At 45.4% G+C, this 20,154-nt stretch carries 21 protein-coding genes; 2 read left to right on the top strand and 19 right to left on the bottom strand.

Annotation, left to right across the window (positions count from 1 at the left end; all coding sequences use genetic code 11):
* Nucleotides 1-53: 53 nt before the first annotated feature.
* The 17 genes from prpC to yceD all read right to left on the bottom strand — a co-directional run bounded on the left by prpC (nucleotide 54) and on the right by yceD (nucleotide 14,113).
* Entirely contained in the window at nucleotides 54-1,184 is a 1,131-nt protein-coding gene (gene prpC / locus ORJ00_RS17455) for a bifunctional 2-methylcitrate synthase/citrate synthase (protein ID WP_305974347.1), read from the bottom strand.
* Nucleotides 1,185-1,218: 34 nt separating this feature from the next.
* A complete protein-coding gene (gene prpB, locus ORJ00_RS17450; RefSeq protein ID WP_027670175.1) occupies nucleotides 1,219-2,103 on the bottom strand; it encodes a methylisocitrate lyase in 885 nt (294 codons plus the stop codon).
* 1 nt (nucleotide 2,104) lies between these two features.
* Nucleotides 2,105-2,788 (bottom strand): GntR family transcriptional regulator, encoded by a 684-nt coding sequence (locus ORJ00_RS17445; protein ID WP_306140447.1) that lies wholly within the window; start codon nucleotides 2,786-2,788, stop codon nucleotides 2,105-2,107.
* 553 nt (nucleotides 2,789-3,341) lie between these two features.
* Nucleotides 3,342-4,124: a TatD family hydrolase gene (locus ORJ00_RS17440; protein WP_306140446.1), complete on the bottom strand. Its 783-nt coding sequence runs from the start codon at nucleotides 4,122-4,124 to the stop codon at nucleotides 3,342-3,344.
* A 15-nt stretch (nucleotides 4,125-4,139) separates the two neighbouring features.
* Entirely contained in the window at nucleotides 4,140-4,466 is a 327-nt protein-coding gene (locus ORJ00_RS17435; RefSeq protein ID WP_027670178.1) for a PilZ domain-containing protein, read from the bottom strand.
* Nucleotides 4,467-4,478: 12 nt separating this feature from the next.
* Entirely contained in the window at nucleotides 4,479-5,372 is an 894-nt protein-coding gene (locus ORJ00_RS17430; protein WP_306140445.1) for a DNA polymerase III subunit, read from the bottom strand.
* A 1-nt stretch (nucleotide 5,373) separates the two neighbouring features.
* Nucleotides 5,374-6,003 (bottom strand): dTMP kinase, encoded by a 630-nt coding sequence (gene tmk, locus ORJ00_RS17425; RefSeq protein ID WP_306140444.1) that lies wholly within the window; start codon nucleotides 6,001-6,003, stop codon nucleotides 5,374-5,376.
* A complete protein-coding gene (gene mltG / locus ORJ00_RS17420) occupies nucleotides 6,000-7,010 on the bottom strand; it encodes an endolytic transglycosylase MltG (RefSeq protein WP_027670181.1) in 1,011 nt (336 codons plus the stop codon). The genes tmk and mltG overlap by 4 nt, the downstream gene beginning before the upstream one ends.
* Entirely contained in the window at nucleotides 7,004-7,759 is a 756-nt protein-coding gene (gene pabC, locus ORJ00_RS17415; RefSeq protein WP_027670182.1) for an aminodeoxychorismate lyase, read from the bottom strand. The genes mltG and pabC overlap by 7 nt, the downstream gene beginning before the upstream one ends.
* A 119-nt stretch (nucleotides 7,760-7,878) precedes the next feature.
* On the bottom strand, nucleotides 7,879-9,117 hold the full coding sequence (gene fabF, locus ORJ00_RS17410; RefSeq protein WP_306140443.1) for a beta-ketoacyl-ACP synthase II: 1,239 nt from the start codon (nucleotides 9,115-9,117) through the stop codon (nucleotides 7,879-7,881).
* Nucleotides 9,118-9,196: 79 nt separating this feature from the next.
* Entirely contained in the window at nucleotides 9,197-9,433 is a 237-nt protein-coding gene (gene acpP, locus ORJ00_RS17405; protein ID WP_027670184.1) for an acyl carrier protein, read from the bottom strand.
* 137 nt (nucleotides 9,434-9,570) lie between these two features.
* Nucleotides 9,571-10,317 (bottom strand): 3-oxoacyl-ACP reductase FabG, encoded by a 747-nt coding sequence (gene fabG / locus ORJ00_RS17400; protein ID WP_306140442.1) that lies wholly within the window; start codon nucleotides 10,315-10,317, stop codon nucleotides 9,571-9,573.
* Between the two features lie 9 nt (nucleotides 10,318-10,326).
* Nucleotides 10,327-11,259 carry an ACP S-malonyltransferase gene (gene fabD / locus ORJ00_RS17395; RefSeq protein WP_370304657.1) on the bottom strand — a complete coding sequence of 311 codons (933 nt, stop codon included), beginning with the start codon at nucleotides 11,257-11,259 and terminating at the stop codon, nucleotides 10,327-10,329.
* Between the two features lie 57 nt (nucleotides 11,260-11,316).
* On the bottom strand, nucleotides 11,317-12,276 hold the full coding sequence (locus ORJ00_RS17390; protein ID WP_027670187.1) for a beta-ketoacyl-ACP synthase III: 960 nt from the start codon (nucleotides 12,274-12,276) through the stop codon (nucleotides 11,317-11,319).
* A gap of 6 nt (nucleotides 12,277-12,282) precedes the next feature.
* Nucleotides 12,283-13,323, bottom strand: a complete 1,041-nt coding sequence (gene plsX, locus ORJ00_RS17385) for a phosphate acyltransferase PlsX (RefSeq protein ID WP_306125550.1) — start codon at nucleotides 13,321-13,323, stop codon at nucleotides 12,283-12,285.
* A gap of 6 nt (nucleotides 13,324-13,329) precedes the next feature.
* On the bottom strand, nucleotides 13,330-13,494 hold the full coding sequence (gene rpmF / locus ORJ00_RS17380) for a 50S ribosomal protein L32 (protein ID WP_008223049.1): 165 nt from the start codon (nucleotides 13,492-13,494) through the stop codon (nucleotides 13,330-13,332).
* Between the two features lie 16 nt (nucleotides 13,495-13,510).
* The gene (gene yceD, locus ORJ00_RS17375) at nucleotides 13,511-14,113 is read right to left on the bottom strand and encodes a 23S rRNA accumulation protein YceD (RefSeq protein ID WP_306140441.1); all 603 of its coding nucleotides are present in this window, start codon (nucleotides 14,111-14,113) and stop codon (nucleotides 13,511-13,513) included.
* A 55-nt stretch (nucleotides 14,114-14,168) separates the two neighbouring features.
* On the opposite strand from yceD, the gene ORJ00_RS17370 reads away from it, so the two are divergent.
* Nucleotides 14,169-14,768 (top strand): Maf family protein, encoded by a 600-nt coding sequence (locus ORJ00_RS17370; protein ID WP_027670190.1) that lies wholly within the window; start codon nucleotides 14,169-14,171, stop codon nucleotides 14,766-14,768.
* A gap of 12 nt (nucleotides 14,769-14,780) precedes the next feature.
* Here the strand turns inward: ORJ00_RS17370 and ORJ00_RS17365 are convergent, their stop codons facing one another.
* On the bottom strand, nucleotides 14,781-15,440 hold the full coding sequence (locus tag ORJ00_RS17365) for an HAD-IA family hydrolase (protein ID WP_305974355.1): 660 nt from the start codon (nucleotides 15,438-15,440) through the stop codon (nucleotides 14,781-14,783).
* Between the two features lie 4 nt (nucleotides 15,441-15,444).
* Nucleotides 15,445-16,398 carry a 23S rRNA pseudouridine(955/2504/2580) synthase RluC gene (gene rluC / locus ORJ00_RS17360; RefSeq protein ID WP_306140440.1) on the bottom strand — a complete coding sequence of 318 codons (954 nt, stop codon included), beginning with the start codon at nucleotides 16,396-16,398 and terminating at the stop codon, nucleotides 15,445-15,447.
* Between the two features lie 499 nt (nucleotides 16,399-16,897).
* Here rluC and rne point away from each other — a divergent pair, with 499 nt between their 5' ends.
* On the top strand, nucleotides 16,898-20,080 hold the full coding sequence (rne, locus tag ORJ00_RS17355) for a ribonuclease E (RefSeq protein ID WP_306140439.1): 3,183 nt from the start codon (nucleotides 16,898-16,900) through the stop codon (nucleotides 20,078-20,080).
* Nucleotides 20,081-20,154 lie beyond the last annotated feature (74 nt).

Below are 20,154 nucleotides of genomic sequence, written 5' to 3'. Positions count from 1 at the left end.
ATGCCGGGTGTTGCAACCGATCAGTTGCAATTCCCCTCAACGTTGCTGTTCTTTTAACCGCGAGCGGCTATCGGCTTCACGTTACGTGGCTCTACGCCAACGTAGTCAGCACTTGGCCTGATAATACGGTTATCTGCACGCTGCTCCATAACATGCGCTGCCCAACCACTTAAGCGGCTACAAACAAAAATCGGTGTAAACAGCTTCGTTGGAATACCCATATAGTTATAGGCAGACGCATGGAAGAAATCGGCATTACAAAACAATTTTTTCTCGCGCCACATCACCGCCTCACAGCGCACAGATACATCATACAGTTTAGTATCACCGTTAGCGTTGGCTAGCTTTTCAGACCACTCTTTAATAACGGCATTGCGTGGATCAGACTCAGCATAAACAGCATGACCAAAGCCCATAATTTTTTCTTTACGCGCCAACATGCACAGCAGTTTTTGCTCGGCATCGTCGGCGTTATCCATCTTTTCAATTAATTCCATCGCCGCTTCGTTGGCACCACCGTGCAACGGGCCACGCAATGAACCAATTGCGCCGGTAATACACGAGTGCATATCACTGAGTGTTGAAGCACATACGCGAGCGGTAAAAGTAGAAGCATTAAACTCATGCTCTGCATACAATATTAGCGACGCCTGCATCACTTCTGTATGTAATGCCTGCGGCTTTTCACCGTGCAAGGTCCACAAAAATTGCTCAGCGATAGAGTCTGCAGCGGTTTCTACATCTATACGCTTGCCATGATGGCTGTAGTTATACCAATAGTTTACTAAGCCCGGAAAAATCGCCAGCATGCGATCTGTAGCGTCTTGTTGCTCGGCAAAGCTTTGCTCTGTTTCCAAATTCCCCAGCATAGAACAGCCGGTGCGCATTACATCCATAGGGTGTGCGCTGGCCGGAATGCGCTCAAGCACATCTTTTAACGCCTGAGGCAGGCTGCGCAAGCTTTTAAGCTTTGTTTTATAAGCGGATAACTCGGTAGCTGTTGGCAGCTCCCCTTTTAGTATCAGGTGCGCTACTTCTTCAAAATCGCACTTGGCCGCTAAATCTTTTACGTCATAACCACGGTAGGTTAAACCTGAGCCTGTTTTACCTACGGTTGAGAGTGCGGTTTTACCTGCTACCTGGCCGCGTAAGCCGGCGCCCGTTAACTGTTTTGCGTTTGCCATTGTTTCGTCCCCATTTCTTTAATCTGTTGAATGCTTATTTCGTCTTGCTGCTAAACAGCTGATCCAATTTTTCTTCGAAGCTGTGATAATTTAAAAAGTCGTAAAGTTCAGCCCGTGTTTGCATGCTGTCAACTACAGCTTTCTGATCGCCATTAGCCAAGATTGACTGATATACATTTAGCGCGGCCTTGTTCATTGCACGAAACGCGCTTAACGGATACAACACCATCGCAACACCAACAGCAGCTAATTCGGCTTTGTTAAACAGTGGCGTTTGGCCAAACTCTGTAATATTGGCCAGTACAGGTACCTTTAATACGTTAGTAAAAGCTTTGTATTGATCCAAGGTATGCACCGCTTCAGCAAAAATGGCATCGGCACCGGCATCCTGACAAGCAATAGCACGTTCAATAGCAGCCTCTACACCCTGCTGCGCTAGCGCATCAGTACGCGCCATAATAAAGAAACTTTCATCGGTGCGAGCATCCACACTGGCTTTTACCCGGTCGACCATTTCTTCTAAGCTAACAATTTCTTTATTTGGCCGATGGCCACAACGCTTTTGCGCTACCTGATCTTCAATATGAAAACCAGCCGCACCTGCGCGGGTCATTTCTTTTACTGTGCGGGAAATATTAAACGCCCCACCCCAGCCTGTGTCGGCATCAACCAAAAGCGGTACACTAGAAGCTGCAGTAATGCGGCGAATGTCTTCACATACATCGTTTAACGATGTCATTCCAAGATCGGGTAAGCCAAAAGAGGCATTGGCCACACCAGCACCGGATAAATATAGCGCCTGATGTCCAGTACGCTCAGCCATCATAGCGGTGTAAGCATTTATAGTGCCGACGATTTGCAGCGGTTGATTCGCGGTAATCGCAGCGCGAAACTTTTGTCCGGCGGTTAGTGTGCTCATGTTAGCTCCCCGTTTGTTCAAGTTGTTTTTCAATATTGCGCCGTGATGCCGCGATATGTCGGCGCATCAGTAAATCGGCAAGTTCACCATCGCGGTTAGCAATGGCATTAAGAATAGCTTTATGTTCGTCAAATGCCCGCGAAACGCGCGGTCCGTTCATCCCCAACTGTACCCGGTACATTCGAACCAGGTAATACAACTCGTCACATAAAATATTAATCAGATAATCATTTTTACTACCCAAAATGACACGGTAATGAAAATCCAAATCACCGGCTTCCTGATAATAGCTTTCCCCTTCACGCACGCGCTGCGTTGATAAATGTTGATCCAATAGTTGACGTAAATCGGCGATTTCACTATCGGCCATATGTTCAGCCGCCAAACGGCAGGCTAAGCCTTCAAGCGTTTCCCTTAATTGATAAAGCGATAACAACCCTTTTGTCGACAATTTCACGACCCGGGCACCCGCATTAGGAATACGTTCAATGAGGTGACAGCGCTCCAACCGGGCTAAGGCCTCGCGCAATGGCGCCCGACTTAAATCAAATTGCTTTGCTAGCTCAGGTTCACTTATTTTACTGCCTGCAGTAATTTCACCTGCGACTATGGCACGCTGAATTTCCAGAAGTACTCTATCAGCAGCAGTAATTGGCAATCGAAGCGATGGATGTTGAATTAGCATAGATTGTCGACATAAAAATAATATAAGTCAGTTTTAAAGCGTTTTATTAACTTAGTCAAGTGATATACTGCCAACATTGTCGACAATTAGACTAAAGTGTGTGTAATCATCTTTACAGTAATAGTGGGATTACTTGTGCCCTTCGTCACAACGGATTGGATTTCAGTAAACTTTTTTTAGACTTTTTAATTATTAAACAGGCTCTACTAATAGCTTGGTGTATTAAATAAAGCTCGCGACTATAGTGCACCTAAAAAAGGAGCAACGCAGTAATGTTGCCTGTTTGATGAGGAAAACTGGGGATAAGTTGAGGATAAGCTGGGTGCAAAAACAGAATTTGTTTCTTAGATCATCAACATCTGGCACTTGATAATAACGGGCAAAAATCTACATGTTAACTAAACTGAATCTTACCTTAACTCATATTGTAAGTTAGTTGAATTCTCTCCCAGCAGTTGAAACAGTAGCGCACGGCTCATTCCCTATGAGCCATTCCCCTAGGCCCGGAACAATGCGGATTGGTTCCGGGCTACTTTTATCTAAGGTTATGAAATTAATTAGTTTTTTTAATATGGCTAAACAAGTTGTAAAAATTAGCCGTGGTGATTTCTGCCAGCTTATCAACACTGATTCCTTTTACTTCAGCTATCGCATCAGCGACGGCAGTCACATAAGCAGGCTGATTAGTTTTACCTCTAAAAGGCACTGGTGCCAAATAAGGAGAATCGGTTTCTATTAATAGCCGATCAAGTGGAAGCTTTTTAACAACGTCTCGCAACTCAGCCGCATTACGAAATGTCATAATGCCAGAAATAGAGATGTAAAAGCCTAAGTCTAGTGCGGCTTTAGCCATTTCTATACTTTCGGTAAAACAATGCAATACCCCACCGCAGTTTTCAGCCTGATGACTGCGCATTAATGCCAAAGTGTCAGAGCGCGCGTCACGGGTATGAATAATAAGTGGTTTTTTAACCTGATTAGCAACCTGTATGTGGCTAACAAAAGCCGCTTGCTGGTTTAATTTAGCCTCTGGCGCGTAAAAATAGTCTAACCCGGTTTCACCTACTGCGACGACCTGCTGCAAACTGCATTTCTCTAACAACAGCGCAACATCAACATTATCTTGCTGATGTAACGGATGCTCACCGCATGATATAGACACGTTAGAAAACGAAGCAACACTCTGCGCCATTTGCTCAAACTCGGCTAAGCTAACACAAACACACAGCATGTGTTGTACCTGATTAGCCTTTGCTTGTGCAATGACTTGTGGCAACGTTAAGCCTAATTTATCGAGTTCTAACCGGTCCAGATGACAATGCGAATCTACAAACAACGTAATACTCTCAATTTAAATGGTATGTGTCGGATCGGCACCATTAAGCATGCCGCCTAGGAGCTTTTCTATTTGCGCGCCAAGTTGTGATTTATCATCAATAAAGCTGATGCCAACTCCCGCTGGACTTGAGCTTTGGGAGCCATGGGGAGTGACCCAAGCCACTTTCCCCGTTACAACCTGTGCTTCAAGTGCATCAGGTAAGGTAACACTCAACGCTAATGACTGGCCCATTTTGTATTGCCTGGGAGTCCTTACAAATAAGCCCCCACTTTTTAAAAATGGCATATAACTGCGATATAAATCTTTTAAATCATTAAAGCCTATGGTTAGCTCTTCCATCACGGATCCCTTTTAACCTTGCAGCCGTTTTAACTCTGTTAAAAATGCACTAAGTGCCAGCTGCTTATTTTGCCCTAAAATTTGAGCGTCGTCACGGCACCAGCGGCTATATAACTGATGAATTGCCAGTATTCGCTCTGATGGCTGCGCTATTAAAGCGGGTAACAACTGTTGGCGTAAATACCAACCAAAAATTTGAGTAAGCCCGCTAATACTATCCAACTGTTTGACACAATCGTTTAATGACAGCTGATGACTGAAAAACTGCGACAGACTAATAATAGTAACCTGTAGTTGGTCGGCTTCACCAGACTCTAATAGTTGTAATGCTTTTAACGGCCCACCTGCGGTGTATGTAAGTAAAAAATCGGGCACCGGCCGGTTTGTTTGTTGCGACAACCAGTGTTTAGCGTCGTCACTGAAGTCTGCCGGCAAAGCCCATTGCTGACAACGACTTAGCAATGTGGCAGGTAAACTTTTGGCATTGGCGCTACACAAAAGTAAGAAGCTATCTTGCGGCGGTTCTTCCAATGTTTTTAGCAGTGCGTTTGCCGCCGCTTCGGTAAGTTTATCGGCTTCAGCCAGTAATACAACTTTATGAGGCTGGTGCTGTGCGCGGCCATACATAAACTGGCTCAGTTGACGCATAGCGTCAACCCCGATGCTAGTGCAGGAACAATCAACTATAAGCAGGTCTGAGTGGCTTCCAGCGCCCCGCAACAAACAACTTTTGCACTGACCGCAAGGTACAACTGTGGCTGTACATAATAACGCATCGGTCAACCAATTAGCCAACATCTGCTTGCCTATCCCACTAGGCCCGGTAAACAAAATGCCGTGTGCCAACTGCTTATTAGCTAACAACTGACGCAATTGTTGTTGGTACGGCACTAACCAGGGTGCCATGTTACGCTCCTAATGCTTGCTGCAGGGCTAGGGTAAGACTTTTTTCAACTTGCTCGATTGATTGACTTGCATCTATAACCACAACATTGGGCTCTGAACGGGCGATATGCAAATATTTCTCGCGGGTACGCTGAAAAAACGTCAGTTTCTCTTGTTCTATGCGATCTAATTCACCCCGAACACGAGCTCGCTCTAAACCTATAGCAGGGTCAATATCCAGATACAAAGTAAGATTTGGCTTTAAATCGCCCAGAACTGCAACGCGAAGTTGATTAATAAAATGCTCATCCAGCTGACGCCCACCGCCCTGATAGGCTCTTGATGACATGTCATGCCTGTCTGCCAGCACCCATTTTCCACTGGCTAATGCTGGTTTAATCACGTTCAGAACCAATTGCATGCGTGCAGCATACATCAGCAACAACTCGGTTTGCGGTGCAATAATTTCGTCAGTTTGCACCTGCTTTACTAAGCCACGTAAACTTTCCGCTAAAGGCGTACCGCCAGGCTCACGCGTGCAAACAATATCATGGCCCAATTGAAGTAAAAACTGTTTAACATGCGCTATGGCAGTGCTTTTTCCGGCTCCTTCCAGGCCTTCAACCACAATAAATTTAGCCTTTGCACTCATTGTTTTGATCCTAAAATATACTTTTTCACTGCGTTGTTATGTTGCTCTAGCGTAGATGAAAACTGATGTGTGCCGTCTCCCTTGGAGACAAAATAGTATAGATCTGTCTGCGCTGGTTGCGCTGCAGCCTGCAAAGATGCACGCCCCACTAAACTGATGGGACCTGGCGGCAAACCACGATGGCGATAAGTATTATAAAGATGTGGATTTGCCAGATCGGCCCGAGTAATATTGCCGTTGAAGTTTTCCAAGCCATATATCACGGTAGGATCGGTTTGCAATCGCATATTCTTATGTAACCGGTTAATAAAAACCGACGCCACAACGTTTTTCTCTGGTGGATAACTGCTTTCTTTTTCAATAATAGAGGCTAACACCAGTAACTGATACCGATTGTAAAGCGGTAAATCGCCCTGGCGTTGCAGCCAGGCTTGTTCTAATTCAGTAAGTAATGCGTTTTGTGCACGGATTACCAGTTCACTGGCTTTACTGTTCGCGGTGTAATAGTAGGTATCGGGGTAAAGTAGTGCTTCAGCATTTGTTGGTGACGGCCCCCATTCAGCGGGCCATTGCAACAACTGCAGAACCTGATGCGCGGCTTGAATATCGTGTTGTAAATATTCAGCCTGATTTAACCGATTTAAACTTTGTGCCAAGGTTTCACCTTCAATAAATGTTAGTGAAAACTGCGCCTCTTTACCACTTCGAAATAATGCCAGTACCTGTAGTAAAGTCTGCTCGGTACTAATACGGTATACACCTTGTTGCACAAAGGCCTCTGCAGGGTGTAATTTCAGATACACTTTCAACAACAAACATTGCTCTGAGCTTAGCAGTTGCTGCTGTTGCCATTGTTTGCATAACAAAGCAGCTGAACTCCCCGCAACGACAGGATACAATTGAGTAGGCAACAACAAAGGAATTTGCTGAACGTAGCGTACTGTGGCGTAATAACCCGCCCCCAATAACAATGCCAATAGTACGAAAATTTTTAATGGTTTTAGCATACAACCTGCTGCAATTGCTGAACGGGCAACAACGATAACGTTTGACATTCAAATTGGCGTATTGGCACTATGCCCATTAACGCGTTACAAATAAACATGGCTTCAACTGACGACAGTACATTATGTTTCCAGTCGACTTCTGTGACATTAATTTGCTGCATAATATGCTGACGCATAACACCGTTTACCCCAGCGCGTGACAGCGTTGGGCTATGCCACTGATTATCTTTGTAAAAGAAGATATTTGCCGCCGTCGCTTCTGTAACATACCCAAGCTGATCCAAAACCAAAAGCTCATCTGCATCAGATTGCGCCAATTCCTGCTTTAACAATACCTGCTCTAACCGGTTATTATGCTTTAATCCAGCTAACATGGGCTGTACAGCAAGTTGCAATGAAGCAGTACGTAGAATCAAACCGTTACGCTGCAAACCGCTGTAATCTGGTAGAGCGCTGCTACTGATATAAACCCTGGGACTGTCGATGCCCTGACAAGCATAGCCCCGCCCTCCCTCACCACGTGAAATGAGTACTTTAACAACCTGCTGAGCACTACTGATGGCGGCCTCTGCCTGAAATTGCAGCTGTGGCCAGTCAATATCGCCAAAACCCAAGCGGGATGCACCAAATTGTAAACGCTGCAAATGCAGCTCCCACAACATGAGTTTTCCATCACGTACTTGTATCGTGGTGAAGATACCATCACCGTAATTAAAGCTGCGATCCTGTGGATGTATAACCGCTTGCACACCTGTTTCCGGATAATAAGAGTTGGCGGCAGTATGCCTTAAAATGCAGATAAAACAAAGGCTGCACTTGGGCAGCCTTTGTTTAAAGAACAGCAGAATATATCTACTAAAACAGTTAGCTATACCCGTTTAAACAGGATAGAACCGTTAGTACCACCAAAGCCAAACGAGTTACAAAGAGCGTAATCCATCTTAACCTGACGAGATTCAAACGGTACATAGTCTAAATTACAGCCCACATCAGGGTTGTCCAGGTTAATGGTTGGCGTAACAACGTTATCAAGCAATGACAATACCGTGATAATGGACTCAACCGAACCAGCAGCACCAAGTAAATGGCCAATCATCGATTTAGACGAACTCACCATCACTTTGTCTACATTGCTGGCAAATACCGATTTAATCGCCATTGTTTCAGCTATATCACCGGCGGGTGTAGAAGTACCATGCGCGTTAATATAAGCCACTTGCTCTGCATTAATCTGGGCATCGTTTAACGCATTACGCATCGAAGCTGCAGCACCGGCACCGTTTTCTGGCGGTGACGTCATGTGATAAGCATCACCACTCATACCAAAGCCAACCAGTTCGGCATAAATTTTTGCACCGCGAGCCTTGGCGTGTTCATATTCTTCCAACACCATGACACCAGCACCATCGCCAAGTACAAAACCATCGCGGTCTTTATCCCATGGCCGGCTGGCTTGTTGTGGCGATTCATTGCGGGTAGACAAAGCACGGGCAGCACCAAAGCCTCCCATACCCAACGGGGTTGATGCTTTCTCTGCACCACCAGCCACCATTACGTCTGCATCGCCGTAACTAATCATCCGCGCAGCATGACCAATATTGTGCACGCCTGTGGTACAAGCTGTAACGATACTTATATTTGGCCCTTGCAGGCCCAGAATAATAGACAATTGGCCGGCAATCATATTAATGATGGTAGATGGTACGAAAAACGGTGATAGCCGCTTAGGTCCACTGTTTATCAGCTTGGTGTGGTTTTCTTCAATTAAGCCTAAGCCACCAATACCAGAACCAATAGCAGCTCCTATACGTGGTGCATTTTGCTCAGTAACTTCGATGCCTGAATCTCTAAATGCCTGAATACCGGCAGCGACGCCATATTGAATAAACAGATCCATTTTTTTCGCCTCTTTAGCTGAAAAAAATGGTTCCACATCAAAATTTTTGACCAATCCAGCAAATTTGGTAGTGTAAGCACTTGTATCGAAGTGTTCGATCAGTGAAATACCACTTTTACCCTGCTGTAAACCTTGCCAGCTTGAGGCTACATCATTACCCAGCGGCGTAAGCATGCCTAAACCGGTAACTACAACACGACGTTTTGCCACAACACCCTCCGCCATGGAAAATACTTCTATCGTAAAACGAAAACGGGTAGCCTAGCTACCCGTTCTGCAAGCAGTGAGCTTACTCTGCGTGTGCTTTGATGTAATCAATAGCAGACTGAACAGTCGTAATTTTTTCAGCTTCTTCGTCTGGAATTTCAGTATCAAACTCTTCTTCCAGCGCCATTACCAGCTCAACAGTGTCAAGTGAATCCGCACCTAAATCATCAACAAAAGACGCTTCATTTTTTACTTCGTCTTCTTTAACGCCCAGTTGCTCAATAATGATTTTCTTAACGCGATCTTCGATGTTGCTCATCTTTTCTTCCTTTTTCTCATATAAATCGCAACAATTCGTGCAATTTTGTGTGGCGCTAGTTTATGCGTAAGCTTTCAGGGTTGCAAGTAATCAAAACAGCATTTTATGCTGGTCAAACCTGCTTATTTATCCCCAGCTTACACCATATACATACCGCCGTTTACGTGAATCGTTTCACCGGTAATGTAAGCTGCATGGGTAGACGCCAAAAACGCTACCGTTGCCGCAATTTCTTCTGGCTGGCCTAAACGATTAGCTGGCACTTGGCCGAAAATCGCTTCTTTTTGTTCATCTGACAACTCTTTTGTCATGTCAGTATCAATAAAACCTGGCGCTATAGCATTGACGGTAATACCACGTGATGCCACTTCTTTTGCCAGTGATTTAGTAAAACCCAAAACGCCGGCTTTTGCTGCAGCATAATTAGTTTGCCCCGCATTGCCCATAGAGCCTACCACTGAACCAATACTAATAATGCGACCAAAACGTTTTTTCATCATACTGCGCATTACGGCTTTACTAAGGCGAAACACCGATGTCAGGTTGGTATGCATTATGTCAAACCACTCGTCATCTTTCATCCGCATTAATAAATTATCACGCGTAATGCCAGCATTATTAACCAAAATATCAATATCGCCAAACTGGTTTTTAATCTGGGCTAAACACTGCTCAATTGATTCAGTGTCACCGACATTTAACACCAGACCACAACCTTTGTCACCTAAATAACTGCTAATGGCATCAGCACCTTTTTCTGAGGTTGCTGTACCAACAACCTTTGCGCCCAGCGCAGCAAGTTGTTCAGCAATAGCTCGGCCAATACCGCGACTTGCACCAGTAACTAATGCAACTTTGCCATCCAGTGAAATAAAATTCGTCATGCTCAACCCTTATTCTGCAGCCAGTGCGGCGTGAAGTGATGCAACATCGCCAATTGAAGCAACGGTGACGTTTTTGTCGATCCGCTTTATTAGTCCACTTAATACTTTACCTGCGCCAAGTTCAAGTACTTGTGTAACGCCTTGTGCAGCTAACCATTCAATTGTTTCTGTCCAGCGAACGGGACTGTGTAACTGCCGTATCAGAGCCTCTTTTATTGCCGATGCATCAGTCTCAATTGCAACATCAACATTATTCACTACGGGTATGACAGCATTGTTAAACTGAAGTGCCGCCAGATCAGCAGCTAATTTTTCCGCAGCAGGACGCATTAAGGCGCAGTGTGATGGCACACTAACAGGTAAAGGTAAGGCGCGCTTAGCTCCGGCGGCTTTACACAGTTCACCTGCGCGTTCAACAGCTGCTTTATGGCCAGCAATAACGACCTGACCTGGCGAGTTATAATTCACCGGCGATACCACTTCACCTAGTGCAGCTTCAATACAGGCTTTCGCAATAGCCGCATCATCCAAACCAATAATCGCTGACATGGCACCAACACCTGCAGGAACAGCTTGTTGCATGTAATGCCCACGTTTTTCAACCAGCATTACGGCATCAGCCAAGGATATCACCCCAGCACAGACTAACGCCGAGTATTCACCTAAGGAGTGACCGGCAAAATACGCTGGTGCAGTACCATGGCGTTGTTGCCATAAACGCCAAACAGCAACAGATGCCGTTAACAATGCAGGCTGAGTACGGTGAGTTTCATTTAAACTGTCTTCGGGGCCATTGGCCACTAACGCCCATAAATCATAGCCAAGCGCCTCAGACGCTTCTGTAAATGTATCTTTAACGATATCAAATTGCTGATGTAACTCAGCCAGCATTCCGACTGACTGAGAGCCCTGTCCCGGAAATACTATTGCTAATGTCGTCATTATTGTGTCCTAAAATTAACTTATGCTAAACATTTATCCGAACTGACGGTAATGTAATTAATAGCGAACCAGCGCAGAAGCCCAGGCAAAACCACCACCAAAGGCTTCGAGAAGTAATGTCTGACCACGTTTTATCCGGCCATCACGAATAGCTTCGTCCAGAGCGGTTGGGACTGTGGCTGCAGAAGTATTACCATAGCGGTCTAAATTAATGACCACTTGTTCCATTGACATATCGAGCTTACGCGCCACCGCCGAAATAATTCGTAAATTTGCCTGATGTGGTACCAGCCAATCAATATCAGATTTATTCATATTGTTTGCCGCCAGCGTTTGCTCAACGACTTCAGACAGTTTAGTTACGGCAACTTTAAATACGTCATTGCCTTTCATTGAACCCCATGACTGATGAACAGATTGCTCATTACCGCGTATTGGGTTATCAACGTAAAGTAATTCAGAATATTTGCCGTCGGCATGAATATGGGTTGATAAAATACCCGGTTGTTCTGATGCTTCAATGAGTACAGCACCAGCAGCATCACCGAATAAAATCACCATACTGCGATCTTCGGGGCTTACTAAGCGAGATAAACAATCTGAACCAATCACCAAAATTCGTTTGGCAATACCAGTTTTAATATACTGGTCGGCAACACTGAGTCCATAACAAAAGCCCGCGCAGGCGGCGGCAATGTCAAATGCTGGAATGGCTGGAATTTCCAGTTCACGCTGTATCTCACAGGCAGAACTAGGTAAGGAGCGCGAGCCGCTGGTTGTAGCACAAATAATCATATCGATGCTATTTTTATCAATACCTGAGGCTTCTATAGCTTTCAATGCAGCCTGCGCGCCCATCGTTGCAACACTTTCGTTGTCAGCGATAATACGACGCTCTTTAATTCCTGTACGTTCTATAATCCATTCATCGGTGGTTTCAACCATAGATTCTAAATCGGCGTTACTGCGAACTTGCGACGGGAAATAACTCCCGGTACCTATAATGCGTGAATACATGAGGACCTACGCTTTATCAATTAATACGTGTTCCAACCGGTCTTTAATTTTTGCGGGAACCTGACGTTCAACTTCGCGAACTGCTTGCCGGATGGCACTGAGAAATGCCTCTTTAGTCGCATTTCCATGACTTTTCACTACAATTCCGCGCAATCCTATCAGACTTGCGCCGTTATAGTGGTCGGGGTTCACGCCCTGATAAAGGTTTTTTATAAAAGGTTTGATTAGCCAGCCTATTAATTGCGCAGTGGCCCGCTCTTTAATACTGGATTCAAAACGTCGCAGAATGAGTTTTGCTACACCTTCACAGGTTTTTAACGCAACATTTCCAACAAAACCATCACAAACGATGACATCAGCTTTGCCTGTAAAAATGTCATTCCCTTCAATATAGCCAATGTAATTAATTTCTGCGCAATCAGCTAATAGCATCGCCGCACGCTTTATCTGATCGGAGCCTTTAATTTCTTCTTCACCGACATTCAGCAGCGCAACTTTAGGCTTACTAATACCGATAACCTCTTCGGCCATCACCGAACCCATAACGGCAAACTGAAATAAGGTGTCGGCGTCACAATTAACCGTTGCACCTAAATCAAGCATATAAACCGGGTTGCCTTCAATGGCAGGTAAGGCACTGATCAGTGCAGGACGGTCAACACCATTTAACATTTTCAAGACAAAATGCGCCATAGCGATAAGTGCACCGGTATTGCCAGCGCTAACACAAGCTTGTACGTCACCTTTATCCACTAGATCCAACGCCGCACGCATAGATGAGTCACGCTTAGAACGCAGTGCTACCGCAGGTTTTTCAGCCATGGAAACAACCTGGCTGCTATGACGCAAAGTTAACTGAGGATGAGGAAATACGCCATGAAGCTTCAACTGCTCGGTAAGCAGCGCTTCGTCACCGCATAATATTAAATGGAGATCAGGGAATTCGCAGATCGCAGCCAAAGCGGCTGGAATAGTAGAATGGGGGCCGTGATCGCCCCCCATCATGTCTAAAGCTAAGGTTAGCTTTAGCGGCTGCACAGAGTGCATCCAGACTTATTTTACTTTACGGCCTTTGTAGTAACCATCGGCAGTAATATGGTGACGACGGTGCGTTTCACCAGTAGTAGAATCAACTGACAGCGTAGGGCCAGTTAATGCATCGTGTGAACGACGCATGTCGCGGCGTGCACGTGATTTTTTGTTTTGCTGAACAGCCATGGTATTTCTCCTAAACTCACTTTTTCTTTAATTCTGCCAGTACAGCGAAAGGATTGGGTTTTTCCGGTTCTGGGCCTATATCACCAAAGCTCATCGATGCTGAACTAACGGCGCAAGCCGCTTCGTCGTGCATTGGGAACAAAGGTAAAGCCAGAATCAGCTCATCTTCCACTAACTGCCGTAAATTTATTTCGCCGTGTTCGTTTTTATCGATCACGTCGTAACGCTCAGGAATTAACTCCAAAGCAGCGTCATCATCCGGTTTAACCGGAGTGTATGCAAAATTGCAGTCCAGCGACACTGTCATGGCTTCGCCACAACGTTCGCAGGTTACACTCACTTCGCAAGAAGCGCTACCCTGTATTACAGTTAGGCCTTGCTGGTCAGTACCGCATTCAACTCGTACCGCGACTTCACCCTGCGGGTTAAGCAGACTGTCAGTTAACCGGGTTAAGGTTACGAGTGGTACAAAACCTTCGTAATCAGAGCGTTTTTGCGCTGCTTTAACCGGATCTATAGTAACGGGCATTTTTACTTTTTGCATAAGGCGCGCATCATATAGAAGCGCCCCCTTGCTGTCAAAGGGTTCTGGCAGATTTTTGTCGTTTTTATCGCGCATTTTTTCCATTCTGTTTATAGTGCGTCACACTTTTGAATTTTAAGGTGATTTAACAATGGCCACGCGTTCTTATCCAACGATATATCTGGCATCGACCTCGGTGTATCGCCAACAACTTTTAGCCAAACTCATCCCAGAATTTAACACACTAAAACCTGACGTCGACGAAACCCCGCTAATCGGTGAAAACGCTGAGCAGCTGGTAAAACGTTTAGCACTGGCAAAAGCACAGGCTGTTGCCCAAGGATTGTCTGAAGGGCTTGTTATTGGTTCAGATCAGGTCGCCGTATTTAATTGCGATATTATCGGCAAACCACACAGCGTTGGCAATGCTGTAGCACAGCTAACGCGTTTTAGTGGTCAAAGCGTAACCTTTTTAACCGGCTTAGCCCTAGTAAATGCACAAAGTGGAAATGCTCAAGTTATTGTTGAGCCATTTAATGTCTGTTTCAGAGACTTATCTGACGCTGAAATAAAAGCGTATATCGAGAAAGAGCAACCTCTTGATTGTGCCGGCAGCTTTAAAAGCGAAGGCTTAGGCATTAGTCTATTTAACAGATTAAGCGGCGATGACCCCAATAGCCTGGTTGGTTTGCCGCTTATAAAGCTAAATCAGTTGTTACTGAATGAAGACGTTAATGTGCTACTCAAATAATGTATTGCAGAGTTAAAGCACCTGCAGCAATTGAGGGATAGAATCGATAATGGCCTTAGGTGCATACTGACTTAATACGTCGCGGTCATGCACTCCATGAGTAACACCTACTCGCGGCATAGCTATTGCCTGTGCCATTTTCATATCGTGGCTGGTATCGCCCACCATCACTGCATGCTGTGCTTTAATATCCAACTCCAGCAAAATTTGTTGCAACATATCTGGATGCGGCTTAGATTGCGCTTCATCAGCACAGCGACTGGTATCAAAGTATTTCTCCAGTCCAGTCTCATCAAACATACGCGCTAACCCTCTGCGCGCCTTGCCCGTGGCAACCGCCAATTTGATATTTTGGGCTTTTAGTTGCTGCAATACCTGCTCAACACCGGCAAACAGCGGCGTGGGTGTGGTGTCATGCATAACATAATAATCACGATAATAATCAAACAATTGCTGACGTTGCGTATTCCCAATGCCCGGAAACAACACATCAAATGCCGGGTCAAGGCTTAAGCCAATAATCTGCTTTACCGCAAACGCACTGGGCACAACTAAATTCGTCTGTTTAGCCGCAGCTTGCATAGATGACACAATACGGCCAATAGAATCCATTACCGTACCGTCCCAGTCAAATACCACCAAAGATACCTGTTCTTGTACATCATTCTGCATCGCGCTATTTTCTCGTTAATTTGGCAAGTGCTTGCTCTAACACCGGGTCTAAAGGCGCTTCTATCCGCATGGTTGTTTCCGTATTAGGGTGCATAAAACTTAACGTTTTTGCGTGCAAGAACAACCTGTTTAAACCTATTTGGTGCATCTGGGCAGTAAAGGTGTTGTCACCATATTTGTCATCACAAGCAATAGCATGACCTTTACACGCAGTATGAACGCGGATTTGGTGAGTACGACCAGTTACCGGAAAAGCTTCAACTAATGTGCCTTGCTGATATCGCTGCAATATACGGAAGCGTGTTTCTGACGGCTTGCCTTCTGCTTCGTCTACCCTAACAACCCGCTCTCCGGATTGTAGAGTATTCTTTTTAAGCGGTTCAGTAACTTTACGCACTTTATTATCCCAGTCACCTGCTACCAATGCCCAGTATTTTTTCTCTACCGTTTTATTACGCAACTGCTCGTGCAAATGTGTCAGCACCGATCGTTTTTTCGCAATCATTAAGCACCCAGAGGTGTCACGGTCTAATCGATGAACTAATTCTAAATGCTTAGCCAAAGGCCTGAGCGCTCTTAATGCTTCTATCACACCAAACTGCAAACCACTACCGCCATGCACTGCCATGCCTGAAGGTTTGTTAAGTACAATCAAGTCGTTATCTTCAAACAGTATGTGCTGTTCCAGATTCTTGACCATTGAAAGCTTAACCGAAATAGGTTCGCCAGCAGCGGCAACAGTTAAAGGAGGAATACGCACAACGTCAGAGTGCTGTAACTTATATTCAGGTTTGATGCGTTTTTTGTTTACTCGCACCTCTCCCTTTCGCAAAACCCGATAAATAACACTTTTTGGTACACCTTTGAGCCGCGCCAGCAGAAAATTGTCTATCCGCTGACCAATAAAATCAGGTTCTATTTCAATTATTTGCACAGGTAACTTGATTTCATCAGTCATGGGTTTTGAATACTCTGCTAATATTAGATTTCAGTTGCTATCGGCTGCTTATTAGTGGGATAATCATCCCGCTAATTATGCCAAAAATGGCAATTAGGGCGCTCAAAGTGACGTAAGAGAATTTGTGCGGCAGCGCTTGGGGGAGTGATCATACCGAAATCGTGGTGAAAACCAACGTTTTTTATACCCCTGACGTAAACCAATCGCCATTTGCCTGAGATAATGTTGCGTAATTTATTATCAACAACGGCAAAACATGAATTCCGGTCAACCAGAGCAATAAAAGATATTGCTATAACGCAGCGCTGAAAAGCGGTGTGTTTCAGATCCAAAAACGAAAACAGCATACATGGTACAGAGGCCGCTAGCCCGTATTGTGACAATTTGATTTCATTCAGACATTCCAGTCGTGAGACTGCACCCATTAGTGTTTGATTACGTCTGAACACGCATATGCCCGTTGGGTTGCGTTGTGGCTGCAAAATGCGAGTCACTAATAATGAAAAGAATGTTAATTAACGCCACGCAGGAAGAAGAAATCCGCGTAGCACTGGTTGATGGCCAGAAACTGTATGACCTGGATATTGAAAGCCCTGGCCACGAACAAAAAAAAGCCAACATTTACAAAGGTAGAATCACTCGGGTTGAACCCAGCCTGGAAGCGGCTTTTGTCGACTACGGCGCTGACCGTCATGGATTTTTACCGTTAAAAGAAATTTCCCGCGAGTACTTCCCTTCTGGCTACAGCTTCGACGGTCGACCTAATATCAAAGAAGTGGTAAAAGAAGGCCAGGAAGTTATTATCCAGATTGATAAAGAAGAACGCGGTCAAAAAGGTGCAGCGTTAACCACTTTTATCAGCCTGGCTGGTTCTTATTTGGTTTTAATGCCAAATAATCCGCGTGCTGGCGGTATTTCACGCCGTATCGAAGGCGACGAACGTCAAGAATTAAAAGACTCTTTAGGCCAATTACAAATGCCTGATGGTATGGGTTTAATTGTCCGTACAGCGGGTGTTGGTAAATCGTTTGAAGAATTAGACTACGATTTAAAGGCATTATTAAAACACTGGTCAGCCATTACTGAAGAAGCACAAAAACGCTCATCTCCGTTCTTAATTCACCAGGAAAGCAATGTTGTATTCCGAGCGATCCGAGATTACCTACGCCGTGACGTTGGTGAAATATTAATCGACAATCCACGGGTTTTCGAAGAAGCCAAGATATATATTCAGCAGTTCCGCCCAGATTTTGCACATCGCGTTAAGCTGTATCAGGGCGAAGTACCGCTGTTTATGCATTTCCAGATTGAAACTCAAATTGAATCTGCGTTTCGTCGCGAAGTGCGTTTACCCTCAGGCGGTTCTATCGTTATAGACAGCACTGAAGCCTTAACCGCTATTGATATCAACTCATCTAAATCTACCAAAGGTGGCGATATTGAAGAAACCGCCTTTAATACCAATTTAGAAGCTGCCGACGAAATCGCCCGTCAGTTACGCCTGCGCGACTTAGGCGGTTTAATTGTCATCGATTTTATCGACATGACACCTGTTCGCCATCAACGCGAAGTAGAAAATCGTTTAAAAGATGCCGTCAAACATGACCGTGCCCGGGTGCAAATTGGCCGTATTTCACGCTTTGGCTTGCTGGAAATGTCGCGCCAACGTTTACGCCCATCTTTAGGTGACTCGGCGACACATGTTTGTCCTCGTTGTCATGGTCGTGGCACGATTCGTAGTACAGAGTCTTCAGCATTATCAATTCTGCGTTTAATTGAAGAAGAATCGATCAAAGACAATACCAGTCAAATACATGCTCAGGTACCCGTGTCGGTTGCAACCTATCTGATGAACGAAAAACGTGAAGCCGTGCGTCGTATCGAAAAGCGTCAAGGTATCCGTGTATTCGTTATTCCAAACGAGCATTTGGAAACGCCTAATCATGAAGTTATCCGCATTCGTATAGACGAAGAAATTGACGACGCTAGCTACAATATGGTGAAAGCCCCAGAGCTAACACGTAGTTTATATCAACCGACATCGGATGCTGTTAAAGAAAAGCCGGCCATTTCTGCCATAAATATTGCAGATAGCAGTGCACCTCGTCCCGCCGCCAAACCGGAACCGGTAACCGAACAAAGCCCTGGCTTATTTGCCGCTATTGGTAATTGGTTTGGTAAGTTATTTGCTCCGGCAGAAGAAAATGCGACGGCCAAACCCTCAATTAAACAAGGTGAGCGTTCAGGCCCGCGCTCTGGTAGTCGTGATGGTAGTCGTGAAACAAGCCGTGACGGCAATCGCGAAAATCGCGATAACAGCCGTCGTCGCAATAAGCCGCGTCGTCGTAACGAAAACGAAGATAAGGTAGCAAACGTTCAAAAAGATGAAACAGTACAAACAAAGCCTGAACGTCAGCCGCGCCCAGCACAAGAGCCGCGCACTCCTCGCCCAGCACATGAAGCGAAGAAGCCTGTAGAGCGTGCACCTGTGGCAAAAGATCACGACGTTGATACTGCGCCACAACGTGTAACAGAACGCCGTCAGCGTCGCAATATGCGCAAATCTGTACGTATGGACAAGCCTGTAACTGCAACCGTTGAAACAACGGCAATGCCTGTAATTTCTGAAGCCGTAGCGCCTGCAGCACCAATAGCAGAAATTACCACGCCAGCTCCAGCACAACCAGAGACTACAGCTGCGCCTTTAACTGCTGCGGAACCCGTTGTTGCAAAGAAAGTTGTAACTGAAACTGCGGTTGCGGATACGGCGGATACTGCTGATAGTAATTCAAGTGCAGCAACAGAGACAACAGACGAGCAGGATGGTACTGAGCCTCGTAGCCGTAATCGCCGGTCACCACGTCACTTACGCGCTGCGGGTCAAAAACGTAAAAAAGATCATGACCAAGCCGATGAAACGGCACAGAGCACTGATACTGCAAGCGCAGAAACAAGCGAAAAAGTAACAGTCACCAGCACTGAGCCAACTGCGGTTGAAGCTACTGAGCAGCAAGCAGATAAGGTTCCTGCACCAAAAGTTGTTGCAAAAGAAACAGTATCTAATGACGTTCAGCCAGTTGAGGCCTCAGAAACCATTGATGCTAAGCCCACAGAAGCAGAGCTTACAGACAAGCCGAAAAGTCGCAGCCGTCGTAAGCCTGCTGTGAAAAAGGTAGATAAAGCCGTAACAGAAGCTACTGACGCTGATGAGTCTGCGCCCATTGTCAGCGTAGAAACTAACGTCACTGCCGCTGATGCAGCTGAAGTAGTGGTAAAAACAGCTGATAAAGCTGTGGTAGCGACTGCGGAATCAGTAAAGCCAACTGAAGCTGTAATTAAAGTTGAAGCAGAACCCGTTGTTGCTGAAAAACCAGCAGTACCAGCGCCAGTTGCAGCTGAAGAAACAAGTGCCCCTACAGTAAGCGCACCTGCAGTTAAAGTTGAAGCTGTTGCCAAAGCTCCGGCAAGTGCTAAACCAGCTGGCAGTCGTTATGCGCAGATGGTTGTTGCTACGATGACTAAACCCGAAACGGTAGAGAATGCTGACACAGCGCCTGCTGCATCGGTTGCGATGCCTGCAACAGAGCGTCCGGTTGTTGCTAGTTCTGAGCGTCCGGCGGGTTCAGCTTTTGCTCGTCAAGCAGTATCAGCACCAATGACTAAACCTAAAGCCAGTGAATAATCTGCTTTAGGAAGTTAAAAAAGCCAGACAGTGTCTGGCTTTTTTATTATGTACTAACTGAAATAATCGTATTT

Source organism: Rheinheimera baltica (assembly GCF_030731985.1).
In the GTDB taxonomy this organism is placed as follows: domain Bacteria; phylum Pseudomonadota; class Gammaproteobacteria; order Enterobacterales; family Alteromonadaceae; genus Alishewanella; species Alishewanella baltica.
The sequence above is the reverse complement of the archived record's forward strand: the minus strand, read 5'-3'. Positions and strand labels throughout refer to the sequence as shown.